The organism is Halobacteriovorax sp. RT-2-6, from assembly GCF_047085025.1.
GTDB lineage: Bacteria > Bdellovibrionota > Bacteriovoracia > Bacteriovoracales > Bacteriovoracaceae > Halobacteriovorax_A.
Genome location: NZ_JBKIYH010000001.1, coordinates 614,090 through 632,412, shown reverse-complemented (window position 1 = coordinate 632,412; position 18,323 = coordinate 614,090). Strand labels below are relative to the sequence as shown.

Here is an 18,323-nt window from a genome sequence, read left to right as displayed (position 1 = left end):
ATTCTAATTTTATTCGCTAAGTAGCTCACCTTGTGGCTCTTTCGCTTTTGCAGGAGTAGTTCCTTGCAGTGCTAATACGTGGTCAGTAACGGCCATGATGTCTTCCTTGCTTAAGATATCTCCCCAAGCAGGCATCCCTTTATCTTCATTACCATGAACAACAAACTTATAGATTTGTTCTGGATCAAGTTTAGTAATATTAATCCAATGTTTATCTGTTAAGTTTGGACCGATGTCCCCACCACCATCATCTAAGTGGCAGGCAGCACAGTTTTCAATAAAAACAGTGTTACCAAGCTCTTTTGCAGCAGGTGTGGCCACGTAGCTGTCGTATGCTTGAATATCGAAGTTGGCAGTGTTTGCTGCTTCTGCATCGATGATCTTTTGCATTTCAGCCATCTCTACCTTGTATGTATCCAACAGTGTTGGTCCATCCATTAGTACGTAGTACATAAAGTAAGGTATCGAGAAAATGAATGATAGGGCCCAAACACCAGTCCACCAACTTGGAAGCGGGTGGTTGAGCTCTTGAATACCATCGTACTCATGATCCATAACAAGATCTTTCTCATCCTCAAGTACGATATTTTCCTGTTTCGATTTATTATTTTCGTTAGTCATTGTTGCTTCCTTTGTTTTCATTAACGACTGCTTCGCCGTCAGAAAGTGCATTGTTGGCAACTTCTTCATAAAGCTCTTTTGAGCCCGGTCTCATTGACCAGAAGAAGGCCCCTAAGAAGATGGCCGCAAAAATGAATAGCGACACTGCTGGCATCCATTCCCACGGCATATTTTGCATTACTTCAGATTTCATCTCTATTCCTCTGACTTAGTTTCTTTTGTGTCAATTCCAAGTCTTTGTAGATACGCAATAAGTGCGATGATTTCTTTATCTTGCATCTTCATTGGTACACCAAACTCATTTAATCCCTTAGTGATTTGAGTTGCTTGCTCCATTGCAAGATCAATAGCATTCGAAACTTCGTCTTCACTATATGGAGTTCCTAGTGCAACCATAACATCCATTTTCTTTGGAAGCATTTTGAAGTTAACTTTCTTCTTAGTTAGCCAGTCGTAGTTAGGCATGATTGAGCCTGCTGTCACTTCACGTGGATTAATCATGTGACGGTAGTGCCACATATCATTATATTTTCCACCTACACGTGCAAGATCTGGACCGATACGACGTGATCCCCATTGGAATGGTCTATCGTATACAGATTCTGCTGCAGTTGAAGGATTTCCATAACGTAGCTTTTCAGAAACAGTTGGACGAATTTGTTGAGAGTGACAAACGTAACATCCTTCTTTAACAAAGATATCTCGACCAAGAAGTTCTAGTGGAGTGTATGGTTTTACTCTAGGGTCTACTTCGACAAATTTGTTTGAAAGCATTGAAGGAATAATTTCAATTGCTCCACCAACAAGGATTGCAACTAAAGTTAGAACAGTAAAAGTAACAGGAAGCCCTTCAAGCTTTCTGTGAGTTTCAGCATTTGCATCTTCAGGGTGAGCTGAAATAGGTGCCGCTTTAAATACTTCTTCTGATTCTTCTTTGTCTTTGTTTACATACTTTGATTTCTTATAAGTCATCCATAGGTTGAAGATCATTAAGAAGAAACCTAGTAGAACGAATACACCACCAAATGCACGTACCCAGTACATTGGAATAACTTTGATTACAGTTTCAATGAAGTTAGGGTAAACAAGTTTCCCTGTAGCATCAACTGCACGCCACATTAATCCTTGAGTAATACCAGCTACCCACATTGACATCATATAAAGTAGAAGACCAATTGTTGCTAACCAAAATTGAGCGTTAGCAATTTTCTTAGAATATAATTCTGTCTTCCATAGTTTTTCAACACAGTAGTATAGAACACCAACAATTAGCATGTAGTTCCAACCAATTGTACCAGCGTGCACGTGACCAACAACCCAGTCAGTGAAGTGACCGATGTAGTTAACCGATTTAATTGAAAGTAGTGGACCTTCAAAAGTTGCCATACCGTAGAAAGTAACGGCCGTAGCAAAATACTTTAAGATTGGCTCAGTTCTAACTCTATCCCAAACACCTCTTAGTGTTAGAAGGAAGTTGATCATCCCACCCCATGAAGGCATCCATAGGATAATTGAGAAAGTCATACCAAGTGTTTGAACCCAATCTGGAACAGATGAGTAAAGAAGGTGGTGAGGACCTGCCCAAATATAAATAAATACTAGAGACCAGTAGTGAATAATCGAAAGTCTATATGAATAGATTGGACGATTAGCAGTTTTTGGTAAGAAGTAGTAAATGATCCCTAAGAACGGAGTTGTTAGGAAGAAGGCAACAGCGTTGTGCCCATACCACCATTGAACAATCGCATCTTGTACACCAGCATAAATTGGATAAGACTTTAAAAAACTTACTGGAACAGAAAGAGAGTTGAAGATGTGAAGAACAGCAATTGTTACAATTGTTGCTATGTAGAACCAAAGGGCCACATACATATGACGTTCACGTCTTTTAACTAGCGTACCAATGAAGTTAACAGCAAAGACTACCCAAATAACTGCAATGGCAATATCAATTGGCCATTCTAGCTCGGCATACTCTTTCCCTGTTGTAATCCCTAGAGGTAGAGTTAAAGCTGCTGAAACAATAATCAGCTGCCATCCCCAAAAGTGTACCCAAGATAAGAAATCTGAAAAGATTCTTGCCTTACATAATCTTTGAGTTGAATAGTAAACTCCCAGAAACATCCCGTTTCCAACAAATGCAAAAATCGCAGCATTTGTGTGAAGTGGTCTTAGACGGCCAAAAGTTGTCCATTCTATACCTAGGTTAAGTTTCCAATAGGCCAATTGGAAAGCAATAAAGACACCCATAAATAGTGCAATCGCCCCCCAGAAAACTGTCGCCATAAGAAAAGCTTTCGATATCTTATCGTTATACGAGAACTCTTCTAGATTGGCATTTGTACTCATGCTCATAATCATTCTTCCTTTTTTTGGTTGTGAACAATAATATTTTTCTCTTCTTCAAATAAAACTCTAATAGAAGGCGTATCTAAGTCATCATATTGACCCGTTTTAGTCGCCCAAATAAAAAACAACAGAAATCCTACTGCTAAGAATATTGCAATCGGTAGTAGAACGATAATGACTTCCATCAGCTTTTTCCTTTATTTTTTAACATTCTCTTATCAAATCCAATTAACGGAAGTGTACTTGAAAGAAGAACTGTTAATGAACTGATTGGCATTAAAATCGCCGCATGCAGTGGAGTAATGATATGCATTAGCGCCAATGTTATTCCTGCGATATTATAAGTAACTGCAAACATAATATTACGGCGTAAAGTACCTTTCACATTACGTGCAACTTTAAATAAGACCTTTATGAGGTTTAAGTCTTCTTGTGGCATATAAATGTCACAGCTTCTAAGGGCAATGTCTGCTTGTGCACCAATTGCAATTGATACATTAGACTTAATCATGGCAAGAGCATCGTTGTCACCATCACCCACAAAGACAACATTTTCGAGTCTGTTAGCAAGCTCTAGCTTCTGTTCCGGGCTTTGTTCAATATAAAGACTTGCCTCATTGATGCCAGCTTCTCTCGCTATCTTTTTTGCCATCTCTGAAGCATCACCAGTTGATAGGTGAATATCAATATTTCTTTGTTGCAAGAAGTTCACAAGCTCTTTTGATTCAGGTCTGATGCTGTCTTCAATTTTAAAAGTGGCAATAATCACTTCATCAGCAAAAAGGGCAATCTCTGCATCAAGTATGCCCTTGCCAATAAAGTAAGTTGTGTCTTCGATTTGTGCCTTAACACCTTTTCCTGTAATCACCTCAGCAACTATATCTTCGTACTTAGATAGATCAGTATTCGATAGTTTTTGTTTTGAATATTTCTTCAGTGCAAAAGCAATAGGGTGTTGGGCCGCTCTTTCAAGAGTAAATGTTAAAGCAAGGATTTCTTCATCACTTAGATCAGATTGATTTGTAAAACTACTTACTGCAAACTTTCCTTTTGTAAGAGTACCAGTCTTATCAAAGATAATATTCTTTGCATTATTTAACTCTTCTAGGCTTAGCTCGTTTTTAACATAGATACCATACGACTTAAGCTTATTAATTCTAGTCGCAACAACAATTGGTGTGGCCATAGCAAAGGCACAGGGACATCCAACTATTAAAATTGCTAGGATGACTTCAAATGATTTTGAAACGTCTCCAGTATAAAGACCTTGAATAAGTGCCACGATACTTAGAACGATAATTCCAATTGTGAAGTAGCGTGAAATTTTTTGTGCCCATACATTGGCAGGGTTTTTTACGATTGTATTATTCTCAATTGCTGATAGGTTCTTACCTAGTTTTGTTTGCGTTCCAATTGCACTAATTTCAAGTTTGAGGTCATTGCTCAAACTTACAGCACCTGCTGCTATGAAGTCTCCCTTATTAACAACAAGTGGGCGGCTCTCTCCTGTATTAATTGAGTTTAGAATTAGTGCTTTTTCACTTGCAAGCTTTCCGTCGTAGATAATTCTTTCGTCTTCTTCAAAAAGAATTTGATCACCAACCTCAACTTCATTAGAGAAGACATGTTTAATTGTATCGCCAACAATCTTCTTAACTCCAGTGTTTAGAAATAGAGAGGAGATGCCTTTTGTCGACATTGATTTTTGAGTCAACATCTTTACAAAGTAGCGTGACAGTAAAATCAGAAATATAAGTGTTGTGATTGAATCAAAGTATACAGGTCCAGATTCTCTAAAGAAATTAATTGCCGACAGTATGAAGCCAAAGACAATTGCCATTGCTAGTGGAATATCGACATTAGTACTTCTAAGTCTAATAGCACTGACACTATTAACTAAGATTGGCCTAGCACTATAAAGAATCACTGGAAGACAAAATGCAAAGCTTATTCCATCGAATAATTTTACGTAATCTCCAGTTGCCCCGGCATAATTTGAAACAGCGTAGATCATGATATTACTCATGGCCGAAGCTGCAACTCCAATTTGAAGAATATCGCGACGATCACTTAATTTCTTTTCTTGATCTTTTTCAATATTAAACGGGTGAGGAGTGTAGCCAAGTTGCGCAAGAGTTGCAGCAAGCTTTGCAATTGAATACGGTCTTTTTGTATCAATTGTGAAACTACCTAAATTATTTCCAATATTAACCTGGGCCTCAATAACTGAGTTTTCAAGTTTTGAGATTCTTTCAATTAACCAGATACAAGCAAAGCAGTGGACACCTTCAAGTAGAAAGTGAACTTTAAGCTTATCTCCTTCAATTGTAATGTATTCGCGAATAAAAGCTTCGCTATCCATGTATTCAAATTTATTGGCAGATGTCGTAGGGCGCTCTTTTAAGCTATTGGCCTGAGAGCCTTGCTCATTTTGATAGCGATAGAAATCTTCAAGGTTATTACTAAGAAGAAGAGAGTGGACACTCATGCACCCATAGCAACAAAACTTTTCTAATTTGCCATCTCTTTCATTAGTGATGAGCTCACCAGGGGCAATTTCTTCAGAGCAGTGAAGGCACACTTGTGCCTCGCAAGCCTGTCTCTTGCTTGTGATACTTTGGATATCCATCTCTACATTCTTGTTAGTTATCTTTTTTTTATAAACTTAAAATAGTAAAACTTTAATAAACGCCTTCAGCTCTCTTCTCTAATTCAGCGGCATCCTTGATAATGATTAACTTACCATTTTGATCAATAAGACCGTCTTTTCTGTATTCAGAAATAATACGAATTAGAGTTTCATTGGCCGTTCCAATCATTGTGGCCATCTCTTCTCTTGTAAGCTTTAGTTCGATTTGAATTTCACCATTGATAAGCACGTTACCATGAGTCTTAGCAAGATCGAGTAGAAGTTGAGCTATTCTCTCGCGAACATTTTTTTGATGGAAAGCACTTGAGCGCTCTTCTGCAATTCCCATGTCGCGGCTTAACTTATTAATTAGTTCTAGCGCAATTGCTGGTTTATCATTGATTAGTTTTAATAAACTTGGTTTATCAATAAAACATACGGAAACATTATCAATGGCCGTTGCTGTTCCATTGAAGTCTTGAGCAGTAAATAGTGATCTGTGGCCAATAACATCTCCATGTTGAGCAATTCTCACAATTGTCTCTTTTCCATCGGAGCCTGTTTTTGTCAGCTTGATATTTCCTGATTGTACACAGTAGATACCTGCTGGGCGGTTTCCTTGCGAAAACAGCTTTTCACCACGTTTAAACCTTAATGAAGATGCAGTAAGTGATACTTTAGCGGCTTCTTCATTTGATAACCCACAGAAAATCCCTAACTCTCTTGATGGGCAATCTACACACTGTCTCTTTTCCATAATTTATACCTTTTCTTGGTTAAACCAATCTTATCACTTCATATATCTAAATTAAATAAGTTATAGGGGAAATAATATGACGAATATCATGTTTTCGTGTTAGAAGGTGTTTTTCTTCTTAATATTTTTAGTAATTTACTGTATCGCAGTACAAACTTTAGATTTAGGTTAACAACTTAAGTTAAATAGCTTAAATTAAAGGCTTATTTGACAATATTGGTGGACAAAATGAGCGACAATAAGAAAGACAATAAGAATAATAATTTAGCGACTACTGACGTTATTTCTTTAATTCTTAAAGAGTCTAAGGCCTATACTTCGATGGAGTTAGTTAATAGCTACATCTCTAAGGGAGAAAGCCTTGAAAAGCTACCTGTTCAGCCACTTTATGTCTCAATTAAGGCCCTGCCTGTTGAAGTTAAATCTCACGCTCTTAAGCTTCTGTCTAAAGAGCAAAGAGAAACTTTCTATGATATCGACCTTTGGACAAAAGATGAACTTGATATCAATGAATTCACATCATGGGTAAGTACAGTTGCTAAGTGTCCTGATGAAGAAATTCGTTATGAATTTGTAAAATCAGATCAGTTCATTTTATTTCTTAAAGGACGCTTCAATGTTTGGACTTTTGATGTTGAAGATCCTCTCTATCCAGATGATCACGACAACTACTTTCTAACTGAAGATAACCTTCTTTTATTCGAATTTGATGAAGATAATGAAGTTGTCGATGAAGTACGCCAACTTATCAAAGACCTTTATACTGAAGTTGGAGTTGAAGCTGCTTACCAACATCTTTTTAAAATGATTTCTGAAGACTATATGATCTACAATGAGAATCAGTATCAAGATAAGAAAGAAAGGCTAAGAGACTTTGGCTTTGTTGATTATTTCGAGGCCCTACAAGTGGTTAACCCATTTCCTTCTGTTGGCCATATTGATTTATTCATTAACAAAAAACAGCCTCTAACTGGTAATATTTCGACAAAAGGTAAACTTCAAACACTTCACCAAAATTCGATTATTGCCTTTGAAAAGAATGCTGCAAGTATTCACGAGGAGCTGAATAAGGTTCAAGATGAGAAGCGCTTTAGCTACCTACATTTCAATTTTATTCGCATGCTTAATGCAAGTATGGAGTACTATGGGGTTTTAAAAGATGGCCCTGTTGCTATGACTCGTATTGGAAATCAGAACCGAGAATTAATCCTTCTTGGAATGTCTTATATTAAAGATATCCGAAACTTTGCTGATGAAAGTATTTTTGAGTACTTTGATTTTACTGATATTTATAAGATTGGAAATTCGCTCATTCGCATTCTGCAAAAGGATGTGAAAAAGGCGCTAAGAAATCATCTCTTTGAAGATACTGAAGAGAATTTTTTAGGTGCTTCTTTTGATTTATTTCTAGATGATTTCTTTAGTGATCTTGTGAAGTATCGTGACAATGACAATAAGATTGTTGTTGTTAACAATGTTGAAGTCTGGAGAAAGTTACAAAGCAAGTGTAAGCTTCTAATTGAGTTGATGCCTTTTATTAAAACACTTAAAGAAACTTATTTATCTCTTAAAGACGATGGCATGCTTTCTGATAACTTCTATTTAAACTACGATATTAACTCAATTGATTTTGAGGCCATCATCCTCTCAACTCTTATTAACTACAGTCTTGATAAGTTTGACAAAGATGACTCTCGCAAAATGGGTGTTTCAATTGAAGAGTTTAGAGAATTTTCTAAGAAATCTAACCTTAGCTCAGGTATTTTTCAAAATGATTACATTACCCAAAAGGTTGCAGGCTTTGCTCAAACCTTTGGACTTGATCAAATTGAGAATATTAATGAGTATATCCTGAAAATATTACACGACCATTTAACGGGTTACGAATTTGAAAATCTTCGTGATGATGAGTTTAAGCACGTTGGTGGGCCTATTATTTTTAACACCTTAAGTTAGTCTAATACGTGTTATTAGTTATGGCTAATGTTTGAAGAATTGTCTTTCTTACATAGTTGTAAAATTTTCTCTCCCATTAACAAGTGATTAATGGCAATATGCCGTATCAATTTGAGAGGGAGATGAATATGAAATCATTGATGAAATTACTTCTTTTAACAGTTGTCACAACAACATCACTAATGGCCGCTCAGGTTAAGCTTGTTCATATCACAAATGACGAGGATCAGAGCTTCTATCATCTAGGTGTTAACGTTGATGAAGAAATGGGAGAGGTGACATCAGTCTATAAAAAAGAATTCTCTGATAAGGGAAAAATCATTGGAAATGAAACATATTCTCTCGAACAAGTGATGAAAGGTGTTGTTCTTGTAAGAAGAAGCGATCGCGATGTTGTTAAGATCACTGTTAGTAACTTAAACCCTTCTGATGGTGGTGATATCGAAATCGATACTCTATATAGTGGAGTAAATGATAGTCGTAAAAAGTATTCTGCATCTGTAGAAAGAGTTGGTGAAGATTGGCTCTTTAATTTTGAAAATAGAAGAACTAAAACTCTTCATTTCATCTCAAACAAAGTATTCCTAATTGGTGTTGTTGGAATCAAAGACATCAAAAGAAAATAAAAAAAAGGCGAACTAAATGTTCGCCTTTTTTATTTCGTATTTAAAATCTTAATAAATTCTTTTAGAAATGCCGGTTGATTCTTGTAGCTTAAAGTAGTCATATAGATATTCATATTCTTTAGTCCACTTACTTGCTCTGTCGTAAAATTATCGTGCTTCGATAATGTATGATCTGGTACAACAGCAATCCCCACACCATGCTTTACAAGTGCCTTGATACTCTCTAGAGAGTCCACAACGATCTTCTTTGGTGGTGCCTTTGTTGATAATTTATGAAGGTGGTCAAGCTCACTAAAAACAATCCACGTATACTCGTGAAGCTTCCTCTTATTGATTACTTCATTTGAGATGATCACAAATTTTTCTTCAAATAATTTTAAAGATGACGTTAGGTCTGATTGGAAATTATCTGTTGAGAAGATAATATCGTATATACCATCCTCAATCCCACGTCTAAGTGCTGGGCTATCGGCAACGTGAATGAAAATATCTCTTTTATAATTCTTTGCATACTTTGCAAGGATAGGGTTAAACCAGTTAACTAGTAGTCCATCAAGAATCCCGATATGTACTGGACGCTCTTGAGTGGTTTCAAAGATGTTCCCTAAGCTGTCTTCAAATTGATCAATTGATTTTAGAAGCTGCTTGGCCTTCTTTGTTAGAATAACCTTCTTGCTTGAGCGAATAATAAGCTCTTCATTCATCGATTCTTCAAGGAGTTTTACTTGTCTTGAAACTGCTGATTGAGCAATCTTCAACTCTGCGGCAGCTTTTGAAAAGCTTAAGTATTTTGCCGTAAGAGTAAACGCCTTTAGGTAACGATAGTCCATTGCTTACAGGGCCTCTGCCTTAGGAGGAATCTTTGTCTTATCTTTACGCCAGAACTTGCCTTGGAATTCTTCTTGTTGCTTATTAGTTACAACAAAACCTTCTTCGTCATTAATATAATTAAATTGGTAATCAATTAAAGTTTCACCAAGATAAAATGCCGTAAATGGATCAATAATAACTTCGATATCCATACAAGGGACAGGAATTAGAAAATCATCGTCATTTAAGTTATGGAACCCAATTGAATACTTAAATCCCTCACAACCTTTACCACTAATAAGGATTCTTAAGTACTTTCCTTGTAGTGTGAAATCATTTTCAAGCATAAGATTGAGTTGATCTTGTGCTACTTGAGTAAAAGTAAGTTGTGGTAGTACAACTTGTGAGCGGTCAATATTATAATGCTCAGACTGCTGTGCGTTGTCAGATTGATTTTCCATTAGATTTTCCATTAAATTGTGTTGTTAGAGGGCTTTTAGCAATTAAACGAATCCTTTTCAAGAGGTTTTTCTTGAAATAAATTGGTAGAATACGAAAGCTTATGAAAGGAGCGATAAATGCTTAAATATATAATCGATATTCCAAATCCCCACACTCACTTAGTTAATATTTCTTTAGATGCAGTGCTGGATACAAATTCAAATGAAGTTCGCTTCTTTATGCCTTCTTGGTCGCCAGGCTCTTATTTAATGAGAGAGTACTCTCGTCATATTAAAGAAATCAAGGTTGAAGATTCGAAAGGACAACGTCTTTTCCATGAACAAGTTTCAAAGAATGAGTGGAGAGTTGATCTTACTCACCCAAGTTTTAAATCGACTTCATTTGGTGAAGATGGAAAAATAAGAATTGCCTATAGTATCTATTGTCATGAATTAACTGTGCGTACTTCTCATGTTGATAACACACATGCCTTCTTACATGGGCCAAGTGTTTTTCTTGGCATTGAGGGGCAAAGTGGTAAGTCACATGTAGAAATTAAAATTAATCCACTTTGGTCAAAAGTAACAACGGCCTTAAAAGATATTTCTGAAAAAAGAGATCATTTTATCTATGAAGCGCAAGACTTTGATGAGCTTCTTGATACCCCAATTGAAATTGGATGCCATGAGACTTATGGTTTCATGCACCAAAATAAAGAACACCATATTGCTTTCTATGGAGATTTTGCTCATGCTCAATCTTCACAAGAAGTGATGGATAAGCTTAATGATGATATTAAGACGATTGTTGAAGAGACTGCAAAGATAGTAGGGGACGAGCTTCCTTACGATCACTATTATTTTATCACTCACTTAAGTCCAAGTGGCTTTGGTGGACTTGAGCACTTAGACTCGACGGTACTACAATTTTGTCCATTCCATTTAGCAAAAGAGAAAGGCTATAAAGAGTATATGGAACTTGTTGCTCACGAATACTTTCACCTTTGGAACGTAAAAAGAATTCGTCCTGTTGAGCTTGGGCCATTTGATTATAAAAATGAAAACTACACTCGTATGCACTGGTTAACGGAAGGGATGACTAGCTTTGTTGATCAGCTTATCACTTATCGCAGTGGCTTCTATTCTCTAAAAGAATACTTAGAGTGTATGAAGAAGAATATTAACAATTACCTTGGCACTCCTGGGCGTGGTTATCACTCTCTTGAAGATTCATCATTCAATGCCTGGATTAAACTTTACCGTGCTGGTGAAAACTTTAAAAACTCATCTGTTAGCTATTACCTAAAAGGTGGGCTCGTTTTCTTTATTCTTAATACACTGATGAAGAATGAAGGAAAGGGAATCAACGATCTAGTTCGTGCTCTATGGGCGGATTATAAAGAAAGACCTGCTGTGGGAATTACAAAAGAAGGCTTCTTCGAAATCCTAGAAGGACTTGTTTCTAAAAATATTAGCGATGAATTTAGACTTCTTGTTGAAGGTGTTGAAGAAATTGATTTTGAAGATTACTTAAAGCGCATGGGTGCTAGTGTTGAGTGGACAACTCCTAAGCTAGATATTGGTGCAACAGTGGCCGAAGAAGGTGGAAAGCTTATCATCAAGTCAATTCGCCAAGAAAGTTGTGGGTATAAAGCAGGACTAAATGCAGGTGATGAACTTATTGCTCTTAACTCATTAAGACTTGATAAGAAGGCCTACGATACAATGGCCGAGATGTATAAAGAAAATGATCAAGTTGATTTCTTAATTGCTCGCACAGGGAAGTTGATGACTTTAAGAGTTGCTCTTGGAAACGGTCTTAGAGAGATTAAAGAAATTAATATCGAAGATGAAAAGAAATTAGAAAGCTTTTTATTTTAATATTCACTCAGGGCAAGCTTAAAGGGCCTGCCCTGATATTTCTCTTCGATGATTTCATAGACAAGCTTATTGTCCTTGGGCCCTTTAAGAACTCCCTTTTCTAAAATCTCAAAGTCAGTTAAGACCAATATCTTCTCATTTTCATCATCATGAAAAGGTGAGTAGGCCTTGAAGGCCGCTTCCTTAATACACCAGATCTCAAGAGGAGAGTGTATATTTAGTTCTCTTTCATGTGAGACAAAATACTTAAAAGTTCCTTCACGCATTTTTCGATCAGACCACTCAATATCAATACCGACTGACTTAACATCTTTATTTGTGCATAGCGCACAAGCCGCAAGCTCTTTCGTATGACTAATTGAGACTAGCATATTGTCATGATTATCTAAATGTAAGTGATTGATAATAGATATATCTTTAAGGCCAGTTAATGAAGATAAACAATAACGACTCAGTCTAAAGTCATTGCGCTTGTCGGCCATGAAGCCTTCTGGTAGCTCCTCTTGGCCAAGGTATAAAAATGTACTTCGCATGAATTTTTTGTTGCTCATCAGCATTTCTTTTGCCATTATGCTCTAATATTAAGTCAATTAAATTAGCCTAAACTTTTGGAGTTAGCAATGTTACCACCGGATGCATATGAAGCAATCGTAAAAATGATCTTTGTTTTAATGGCAGGATGTGTACTTTGTATGTCTAAAATCAAGGCGGCCGAAATTGATCATAATCAGGTTTTTAAAACGCAAGTTTACTCTCAAGCAATCACAATCAAGAAATAAATTTTCATTGGACACAAATCCTCTTTAGTCCTTATAATATAGGGAGTTATCCATCTATACTGCCACGGAGAGGAAGTAAATGAGTGTCCCAAGTAATCTAATTCAAGGTTTAAATTTTCTACGTCCCAGAGACAAATCAGGTAAGCACCAAAAAGTAACAGACTACTATGGTGAAAATACGTTTGATATTCAAACGGCAGAGGAAATTCCTGATTCAATTAAAGAAGAAATTAACGAGGCGATACATTCAAACTCTCATATCTCTAAGGCCCAGGCCGAGATCGTTGCAAAGGCCGTTACAAAGTGGGCCCTTGATAAAGGTGCAACTCACTTTTGTCACTGGTTTCAACCTTTAACTGGATCAACTGCTGAAAAGCACGACGCTTTCTTAGATTTTGACTACTCAACTGGAAGACCTATTGAAAAGTTATCAGCGTCTCAGCTAACTCAAGGTGAGCCAGATGCATCTTCTTTTCCAAATGGTGGATCTCGCTCTACTTTCGAAGCTCGTGGCTATACTGCTTGGGACTTAACATCTCCAATGTTTTTAATTGGTACAGGTGAATCAAAAACTCTTTGTATCCCAACTGCCTTTGTTTCTTATCACGGCGAGGCCCTTGATATGAAGACACCACTTCTTCGTTCAGTTTCGGCCCTGGGTGAAACTGCAAAGAGATTCTTTCACCTATCAGGTGAAACGAATGTTAAACGAGTCATTGCAACTTGTGGTGCAGAACAAGAATATTTTTTAATTGATAAGAATTACTATAATTTAAGAGAAGATCTTGTGATGACAGGACGTACTCTTTTTGGAGCTCCTTCAACAAAGAATCAACAATTAGATGATCACTATTTTGGTGCCATCAATGAGCGTGTGCTCGCTTTTATGGAAGAGCTAGACTATGAACTTCATAAACTAGGAATTCCTGCAAAAACTCGTCATAATGAAGTTGCACCAGGACAATTTGAGCTTGCTCAAATCTTTAGAGATGCTAACGTTTCAGCTGATAATAATCACATGGTAATGGCCATGATTGAAAATGTGGCCATTCGTCATGGCTTTGTTGCGCTTTTACATGAAAAGCCGTTTGCCGGTATCAATGGTTCAGGAAAGCACCTTAACTGGTCACTAGCAAGTGATACGGGAATTAATCTTCTTGACCCAGGAAGTGAACCACATCAAAACTATCGTTTCTTGGCTTTTACTTCTGTTGTTATTGCAGCAGTACATCGCCATGCTAAACTTTTAAGGGCCGCAATTGCTTCTCACAGTAATGATCACCGCCTAGGTGCTAATGAGGCCCCTCCTTCAATTATTTCTGTCTTTACTGGCTCAACAATTGAAAGAATCTTTAAAGCAATTAAAGAAGGTGAGGAATTCTCTCCTGAGTCACAAACGATTCTTGATCTAGGTGCAGGTGCACTTGCTAAGCTTCCAAAGGATAACACTGATAGAAACCGTACTTCACCATTTGCATTTACTGGAAATAAATTTGAATTCCGTGCCTGTGGTTCAGACCAATCAATTGGTTTTCCTCTGACAATTCTAAACGGTGCCGTAACTGCAGTTTTAGAAGAAGCAAATAATCTTCTAGAAGCAAAGATTCGTGATGGTGTTTCTATCGATCAAGCACTCCTTGATATTTGTCACACATTTATCAATGAGTCTTGGGATGTTATTTTTAACGGTGATGGCTACTCTCAAGCGTGGCTTGAAGAAGCCCAAAAAAGAGGACTTCCTAATTTAAAAACAACAGCTGATAGCTTAAATGTTCTTGTCGATAGACAAGAGACAGCATTTCTAACGAAGCATGGTATTTATCGTGAATCAGAACTCGATACTCGCTACAATGTACTTCTGGAAACATATATCACGAAACGTAATATCGAATTTGGTACTCTTTCAAATATGGTTAACCAATTAGTTATCCCTGCGGCACTTAATTACAAGGCCAAGTTAACCGCATCAATTGCTGCTTCAAAGGCCATTAAAGTCGAAGCGTCAGTAGAAACAGAAATTCTAAAAGATCTACAATTCTCTTTAGAAGCTGTTTTTGAGCAAAATAGAAATCTTAAGAATGCCTTGGCAGGTTTAAGTGATGTACATGATGAAGAAAAAGTGGCCCATTCATTAGCTTATGAGTTAATGCCTATTAGTGAGATGATTGCTGATCACTGTGGACGTCTTGAAAGTATTATTCCGGATGATTTATGGCCAGTGCCAACTTATTTTGAAATGTTATTTTTGATTTAATAATGTAGAAGGCCGCCAATAGGCGGCCTTTTTTATTTAAAGCTTTCCTTGCTCATTTAATTCTTCTAATTTATCTCGTCCACCAATTCTTTCTCCATTGATAAAGATTTGTGGAACCTTCGTTTGCCCAGTGATAGCAAATAGTGACTGGTTAGAAGTATGTTGCCCAAGTATGATCTCGTTATACTTATGCCCTTTTTCTGTTAGAAGCTCTTTAGCGCGGTGGCAGTGTGGGCAACCTGGACGTGTGATAATAGCAATTGCCTCTGGTGCTTTCGCCTCTGGGTTTAAGTACTTAAGCATTGTATCAGCATCTGACACTTCAAATGGGTCACCTGGTTTATCAGGTTCAATAAATGATTTTTCAACAACACCATCATTTACCACCATCGAGTAGCGCCACGTTCTTGCCCCAAATCCAATATCAGACTTATCTACTAATAGTCCGATTCCTTTAGAGAACTCACCATTGCCATCTGGTAAGACACCAATTTCATCTGCATGTTGATCTTGTATCCAAGCATCCATAACAAATGCATCATTTACAGATAGGACGTAGATAGCATCAACACCTTCTTTTTTTATTGCACCAGCAAGCTCATTGTAACGAGGAAGGTGAGTTGATGAACACGTTGGTGTATATGCACCAGGTAGTGAAAAAACCACAACTCGCTTACCTTTAAATACTTCATCATATGTTAGGTCAACTAGGCCACCATCTTTAAAAATTTTAAAAGAAGTCTTTGGAACCTGCTTTCCATCAATACTTTCAAATGCCATTATAATTCTCCTTGTTTTTGTTTAGTTTACTTAAGTTGACCATAACAATAGGTCATCACTTTTGTCTTGTCTTTATTATCGGCACTATCTCCTAATAATTCCATTAAATTAAAATTAATTTAAGATAAGTAAAATCTATTAAAAATTCTGGGTAACTATTCAAAACTTGATGAATGACAATAAATAATAAGAATTTCTTGCATCGTGTCGAATAATGAACGTAGAATCCCTTTTAGGCTAAAAGAATCTGTATTGCACGTTCGTTCCCGTTTCTTTTCCGCTAGTGAGCCTTGGGTATTGGGTAATCACTAAAGGGGGACGTGGTGAACTTAAAAAGTAATACAGAGGACAGAGTGAAGAAAACACTTATTCTCTTAATTTTCACATTTTTATTTAATACAAAGACGTCGATTGCTCTTGCGCAAGATGATGTCGTTGAACCTGTTACTTTTTCTAATTTTTCGGTTGATAATCATAAATTAGAAACAGAATTTTCAAGTACGGACTTGGCCGATATCTCGCCAATTTACCGACAAATCTATGATAATTACCAGGCCAATTATCAGGCAATAGGTGATCGTCTAAGTCATGATGCCAATGGCTTCTTTGGTGGAGTTAATCTTGTCGGTTGGCGACATGCTGGAGATTTTCATGGTTTTAAAGTTCTCTTTAACCGAAGTGCGGCACCTTCCTTATTTGATGAAGAACGCTACCTCGTTAATGATGAGATGGTTATTGAAATTTCAGCTAGAAACTTCTTAAGTGCACTACAACAAAAGGGGATCATTAATATATCTCCATCTGTCTTAAAGTCTTATAGTAATCTTTCCCTAAAGAGAACAATGAGATTTAATCACTTTGCTGACAATGTTGAAGATGCACTCCAAACAAAATTTGATCGACTTTTCTTTATGTATAAGTATTTAAGGCCGGAGAATTTTTCTAAACTTGGTGATTATGATTTTATCAAAAAGGAAGATGCGCTTACATTTGCTGCTGGTGCAGCCGCCACTGCTTCTTATCAAGGAATTGGTGTCGCTGCTGGTGCTCTTGCAAAGTACGAAAGAAAATCAACTGTTGAGATTCAACGTCTAGGGCCAGCTGATAATGCTAAGGCCAATGAGATGATTCGATTAAGCGCTGAGGATTCAAAGTTAATCTCTGCAGGTGCCAATATTACTTTAATGGCCGATTTCTTAAATCTAATTAGACTTACTTTATTTCGTTATGACTTTAATTATAGCTTTGAGAAGTCATATAAAGCATATATGTCTTTATATGTTGATGATTTAAACAATAGTGAGAAATTAAATGAGCTTAAAGGCGTTGTGCGTTTTGGTAAATTTAATTACTCAACACTTGCGAGTAATATTACTTCTTATGAAAACCGTAAGAAGGAATTAAAAGAATCGAAGTATCTTGCTTTCATCATTGGTGGAGTAAAGAACTCTCAAACTGAGTCAACTGAGGTTGTTAAGGATGGGAGAGTTTATAAATTCTTCTCTCATCGTTATGAAAGACTATCTTATACTCAAAATATTTTCTCTAAATTACTTGGGGCCGTCTTAGGTAAGCTTATTGGTTACGATCAATTAGTTTCTAATGACCGTGTTGAATCGAAGAAAGTGAATATAAATTATCAGTCAGAAGAAGAACTGATTCATGCTAGACGAGACTTTGATATCTTCAGCAATAACGTATTTACGATGACTTTTGATCAGCAAAGTAAGGTTAATAAGGACTATAGTTGGGCAGTGTCAAAGACAGAAGATAAAATGAAGGATCTTGTTAGGGCCCGTACAAATAGCTATGGAAACTTTGTCTCGATGTTTGATAATTATCAAGTCCGAGCTCCGGCGGAATTTACATCAACTATTACGATGGATAATTCAAATATAGCTAATTTTTTAAATCGTAATTCAGATGAAATCTACAATGTCTTCAAAGAAGCGTGTGGAGGAAAATCGAAAAATATTTTCGTGAAGCTTCGCTCACTATTTAGTAGCTGTCGTCATAAATTATATGACTCGTATGCAGACTTTTTAAAGGAGTGGTCGACTGGCAATTACACTTCTGAGATTAAAAAGAAGTGTGAGAAGAAGTATCGTTGGAAATATATTTTTAGGCCATCTAAGAGAAGGTCAATGATTGCAGCATGTATGGAAATTGGTTCTAAACAGTTATTTGCAAAATATAAGCATGAACTACCGCTGTGGCGTTTTAAAGATATTGCATATAATGTAAATAATCAGATTAAAAATGATCATCTTTTGACACGTCTATTTGGATCACATCCTAATAAAGGTAGTGTAAGTGCAAATTTAAATGGGAATATTCCTTATCAAAACTTCTACTCTGAAGGTGTTAATAAAGAGAATATTTTTACGCAGTTTCAAATTAAAGAAAATCTAAGATCACCAGCATCTTTATAAGATGTATAA

The 18,323-nt window shown here is 36.6% G+C and carries 16 protein-coding genes; 6 read left to right on the top strand and 10 right to left on the bottom strand.

Going from position 1 to position 18,323, the window contains the following annotated elements; translation table 11 throughout:
* Positions 1-9: 9 nt before the first annotated feature.
* Genes ACMAYS_RS02840 through ACMAYS_RS02815 form a run of 6 tightly spaced genes read right to left on the bottom strand, consistent with a single transcriptional unit; the run spans position 10 to position 6,356 of the window.
* Entirely contained in the window at positions 10-621 is a 612-nt protein-coding gene (locus ACMAYS_RS02840; protein WP_158246832.1) for a cbb3-type cytochrome c oxidase N-terminal domain-containing protein, read from the bottom strand.
* On the bottom strand, positions 614-814 hold the full coding sequence (locus tag ACMAYS_RS02835; RefSeq protein WP_021267131.1) for a cbb3-type cytochrome c oxidase subunit 3: 201 nt from the start codon (positions 812-814) through the stop codon (positions 614-616). The genes ACMAYS_RS02840 and ACMAYS_RS02835 overlap by 8 nt, the downstream gene beginning before the upstream one ends.
* 2 nt (positions 815-816) lie before the next feature.
* Positions 817-2,970 carry a cytochrome-c oxidase, cbb3-type subunit I gene (ccoN, locus tag ACMAYS_RS02830; RefSeq protein ID WP_103217575.1) on the bottom strand — a complete coding sequence of 718 codons (2,154 nt, stop codon included), beginning with the start codon at positions 2,968-2,970 and terminating at the stop codon, positions 817-819.
* A gap of 8 nt (positions 2,971-2,978) precedes the next feature.
* Positions 2,979-3,155 carry a cbb3-type cytochrome oxidase assembly protein CcoS gene (gene ccoS / locus ACMAYS_RS02825; protein WP_412462698.1) on the bottom strand — a complete coding sequence of 59 codons (177 nt, stop codon included), beginning with the start codon at positions 3,153-3,155 and terminating at the stop codon, positions 2,979-2,981.
* Entirely contained in the window at positions 3,155-5,599 is a 2,445-nt protein-coding gene (locus ACMAYS_RS02820; protein ID WP_412462697.1) for a heavy metal translocating P-type ATPase, read from the bottom strand. Before ACMAYS_RS02820 ends, ccoS begins: the two co-directional genes overlap by 1 nt.
* A 52-nt stretch (positions 5,600-5,651) precedes the next feature.
* On the bottom strand, positions 5,652-6,356 hold the full coding sequence (locus ACMAYS_RS02815) for a Crp/Fnr family transcriptional regulator (protein ID WP_103217466.1): 705 nt from the start codon (positions 6,354-6,356) through the stop codon (positions 5,652-5,654).
* 228 nt (positions 6,357-6,584) lie between these two features.
* Between ACMAYS_RS02815 and ACMAYS_RS02810 the strand changes: the two genes are divergently transcribed.
* A complete protein-coding gene (locus ACMAYS_RS02810; protein ID WP_392991660.1) occupies positions 6,585-8,312 on the top strand; it encodes a DUF6178 family protein in 1,728 nt (575 codons plus the stop codon).
* A gap of 128 nt (positions 8,313-8,440) precedes the next feature.
* Entirely contained in the window at positions 8,441-8,938 is a 498-nt protein-coding gene (locus ACMAYS_RS02805; protein WP_103217464.1) for a hypothetical protein, read from the top strand.
* A gap of 29 nt (positions 8,939-8,967) precedes the next feature.
* Here ACMAYS_RS02805 and ACMAYS_RS02800 read toward each other — a convergent pair whose 3' ends face one another.
* Both ACMAYS_RS02800 and ACMAYS_RS02795 read right to left on the bottom strand, forming a co-directional pair.
* The gene (locus ACMAYS_RS02800) at positions 8,968-9,768 is read right to left on the bottom strand and encodes a LysR family transcriptional regulator (protein WP_103217463.1); all 801 of its coding nucleotides are present in this window, start codon (positions 9,766-9,768) and stop codon (positions 8,968-8,970) included.
* Positions 9,769-9,771: 3 nt separating this feature from the next.
* Positions 9,772-10,209 (bottom strand): HesB/IscA family protein, encoded by a 438-nt coding sequence (locus ACMAYS_RS02795; RefSeq protein ID WP_103217462.1) that lies wholly within the window; start codon positions 10,207-10,209, stop codon positions 9,772-9,774.
* A gap of 117 nt (positions 10,210-10,326) precedes the next feature.
* Between ACMAYS_RS02795 and ACMAYS_RS02790 the strand changes: the two genes are divergently transcribed.
* Positions 10,327-12,069 (top strand): M61 family metallopeptidase, encoded by a 1,743-nt coding sequence (locus ACMAYS_RS02790; RefSeq protein WP_412462696.1) that lies wholly within the window; start codon positions 10,327-10,329, stop codon positions 12,067-12,069.
* Here the strand turns inward: ACMAYS_RS02790 and ACMAYS_RS02785 are convergent.
* On the bottom strand, positions 12,066-12,638 hold the full coding sequence (locus ACMAYS_RS02785; RefSeq protein WP_103217460.1) for a 4'-phosphopantetheinyl transferase family protein: 573 nt from the start codon (positions 12,636-12,638) through the stop codon (positions 12,066-12,068). The two genes, ACMAYS_RS02790 and ACMAYS_RS02785, sit on opposite strands and share 4 nt — an antisense overlap.
* Before the next feature lie 51 nt (positions 12,639-12,689).
* On the opposite strand from ACMAYS_RS02785, the gene ACMAYS_RS02780 reads away from it, so the two are divergent.
* The gene (locus ACMAYS_RS02780; protein ID WP_158246831.1) at positions 12,690-12,848 is read left to right on the top strand and encodes a hypothetical protein; all 159 of its coding nucleotides are present in this window, start codon (positions 12,690-12,692) and stop codon (positions 12,846-12,848) included.
* Positions 12,849-12,927: 79 nt separating this feature from the next.
* Positions 12,928-15,102 carry a glutamine synthetase III gene (locus ACMAYS_RS02775; RefSeq protein WP_103217459.1) on the top strand — a complete coding sequence of 725 codons (2,175 nt, stop codon included), beginning with the start codon at positions 12,928-12,930 and terminating at the stop codon, positions 15,100-15,102.
* 36 nt (positions 15,103-15,138) lie between these two features.
* Here ACMAYS_RS02775 and ACMAYS_RS02770 read toward each other — a convergent pair whose 3' ends face one another.
* A complete protein-coding gene (locus ACMAYS_RS02770; protein WP_103217458.1) occupies positions 15,139-15,882 on the bottom strand; it encodes a glutathione peroxidase in 744 nt (247 codons plus the stop codon).
* A 323-nt stretch (positions 15,883-16,205) separates the two neighbouring features.
* Here ACMAYS_RS02770 and ACMAYS_RS02765 point away from each other — a divergent pair, with 323 nt between their 5' ends.
* Complete coding sequence (locus ACMAYS_RS02765) at positions 16,206-18,314, top strand: hypothetical protein (protein ID WP_412462695.1); 2,109 nt, start codon at positions 16,206-16,208, stop codon at positions 18,312-18,314.
* Positions 18,315-18,323: the final 9 nt, after the last annotated feature.

Excerpts from the sequence above, each read along its gene's own strand:
- ACMAYS_RS02775 (WP_103217459.1), top strand. The coding sequence starts at position 12,928 with ATGAGTGTCCCAAGTAATCTAATTCAAGGTTTAAATTTTCTACGTCCC.
- ACMAYS_RS02805 (WP_103217464.1), top strand. The coding sequence starts at position 8,441 with ATGAAATCATTGATGAAATTACTTCTTTTAACAGTTGTCACAACAACA.
- ACMAYS_RS02785 (WP_103217460.1), bottom strand. The coding sequence starts at position 12,638 with ATGGCAAAAGAAATGCTGATGAGCAACAAAAAATTCATGCGAAGTACA.
- ACMAYS_RS02840 (WP_158246832.1), bottom strand. The coding sequence starts at position 621 with ATGACTAACGAAAATAATAAATCGAAACAGGAAAATATCGTACTTGAG.
- ACMAYS_RS02770 (WP_103217458.1), bottom strand. The coding sequence starts at position 15,882 with ATGGCATTTGAAAGTATTGATGGAAAGCAGGTTCCAAAGACTTCTTTT.
- ACMAYS_RS02835 (WP_021267131.1), bottom strand. The coding sequence starts at position 814 with ATGAAATCTGAAGTAATGCAAAATATGCCGTGGGAATGGATGCCAGCA.
- ACMAYS_RS02790 (WP_412462696.1), top strand. The coding sequence starts at position 10,327 with ATGCTTAAATATATAATCGATATTCCAAATCCCCACACTCACTTAGTT.
- ccoS (WP_412462698.1), bottom strand. The coding sequence starts at position 3,155 with ATGGAAGTCATTATCGTTCTACTACCGATTGCAATATTCTTAGCAGTA.
- ACMAYS_RS02780 (WP_158246831.1), top strand. The coding sequence starts at position 12,690 with ATGTTACCACCGGATGCATATGAAGCAATCGTAAAAATGATCTTTGTT.
- ACMAYS_RS02795 (WP_103217462.1), bottom strand. The coding sequence starts at position 10,209 with ATGGAAAATCAATCTGACAACGCACAGCAGTCTGAGCATTATAATATT.
- ccoN (WP_103217575.1), bottom strand. The coding sequence starts at position 2,970 with ATGAGTACAAATGCCAATCTAGAAGAGTTCTCGTATAACGATAAGATA.
- ACMAYS_RS02815 (WP_103217466.1), bottom strand. The coding sequence starts at position 6,356 with ATGGAAAAGAGACAGTGTGTAGATTGCCCATCAAGAGAGTTAGGGATT.
- ACMAYS_RS02810 (WP_392991660.1), top strand. The coding sequence starts at position 6,585 with ATGAGCGACAATAAGAAAGACAATAAGAATAATAATTTAGCGACTACT.
- ACMAYS_RS02800 (WP_103217463.1), bottom strand. The coding sequence starts at position 9,768 with ATGGACTATCGTTACCTAAAGGCGTTTACTCTTACGGCAAAATACTTA.
- ACMAYS_RS02820 (WP_412462697.1), bottom strand. The coding sequence starts at position 5,599 with ATGGATATCCAAAGTATCACAAGCAAGAGACAGGCTTGCGAGGCACAA.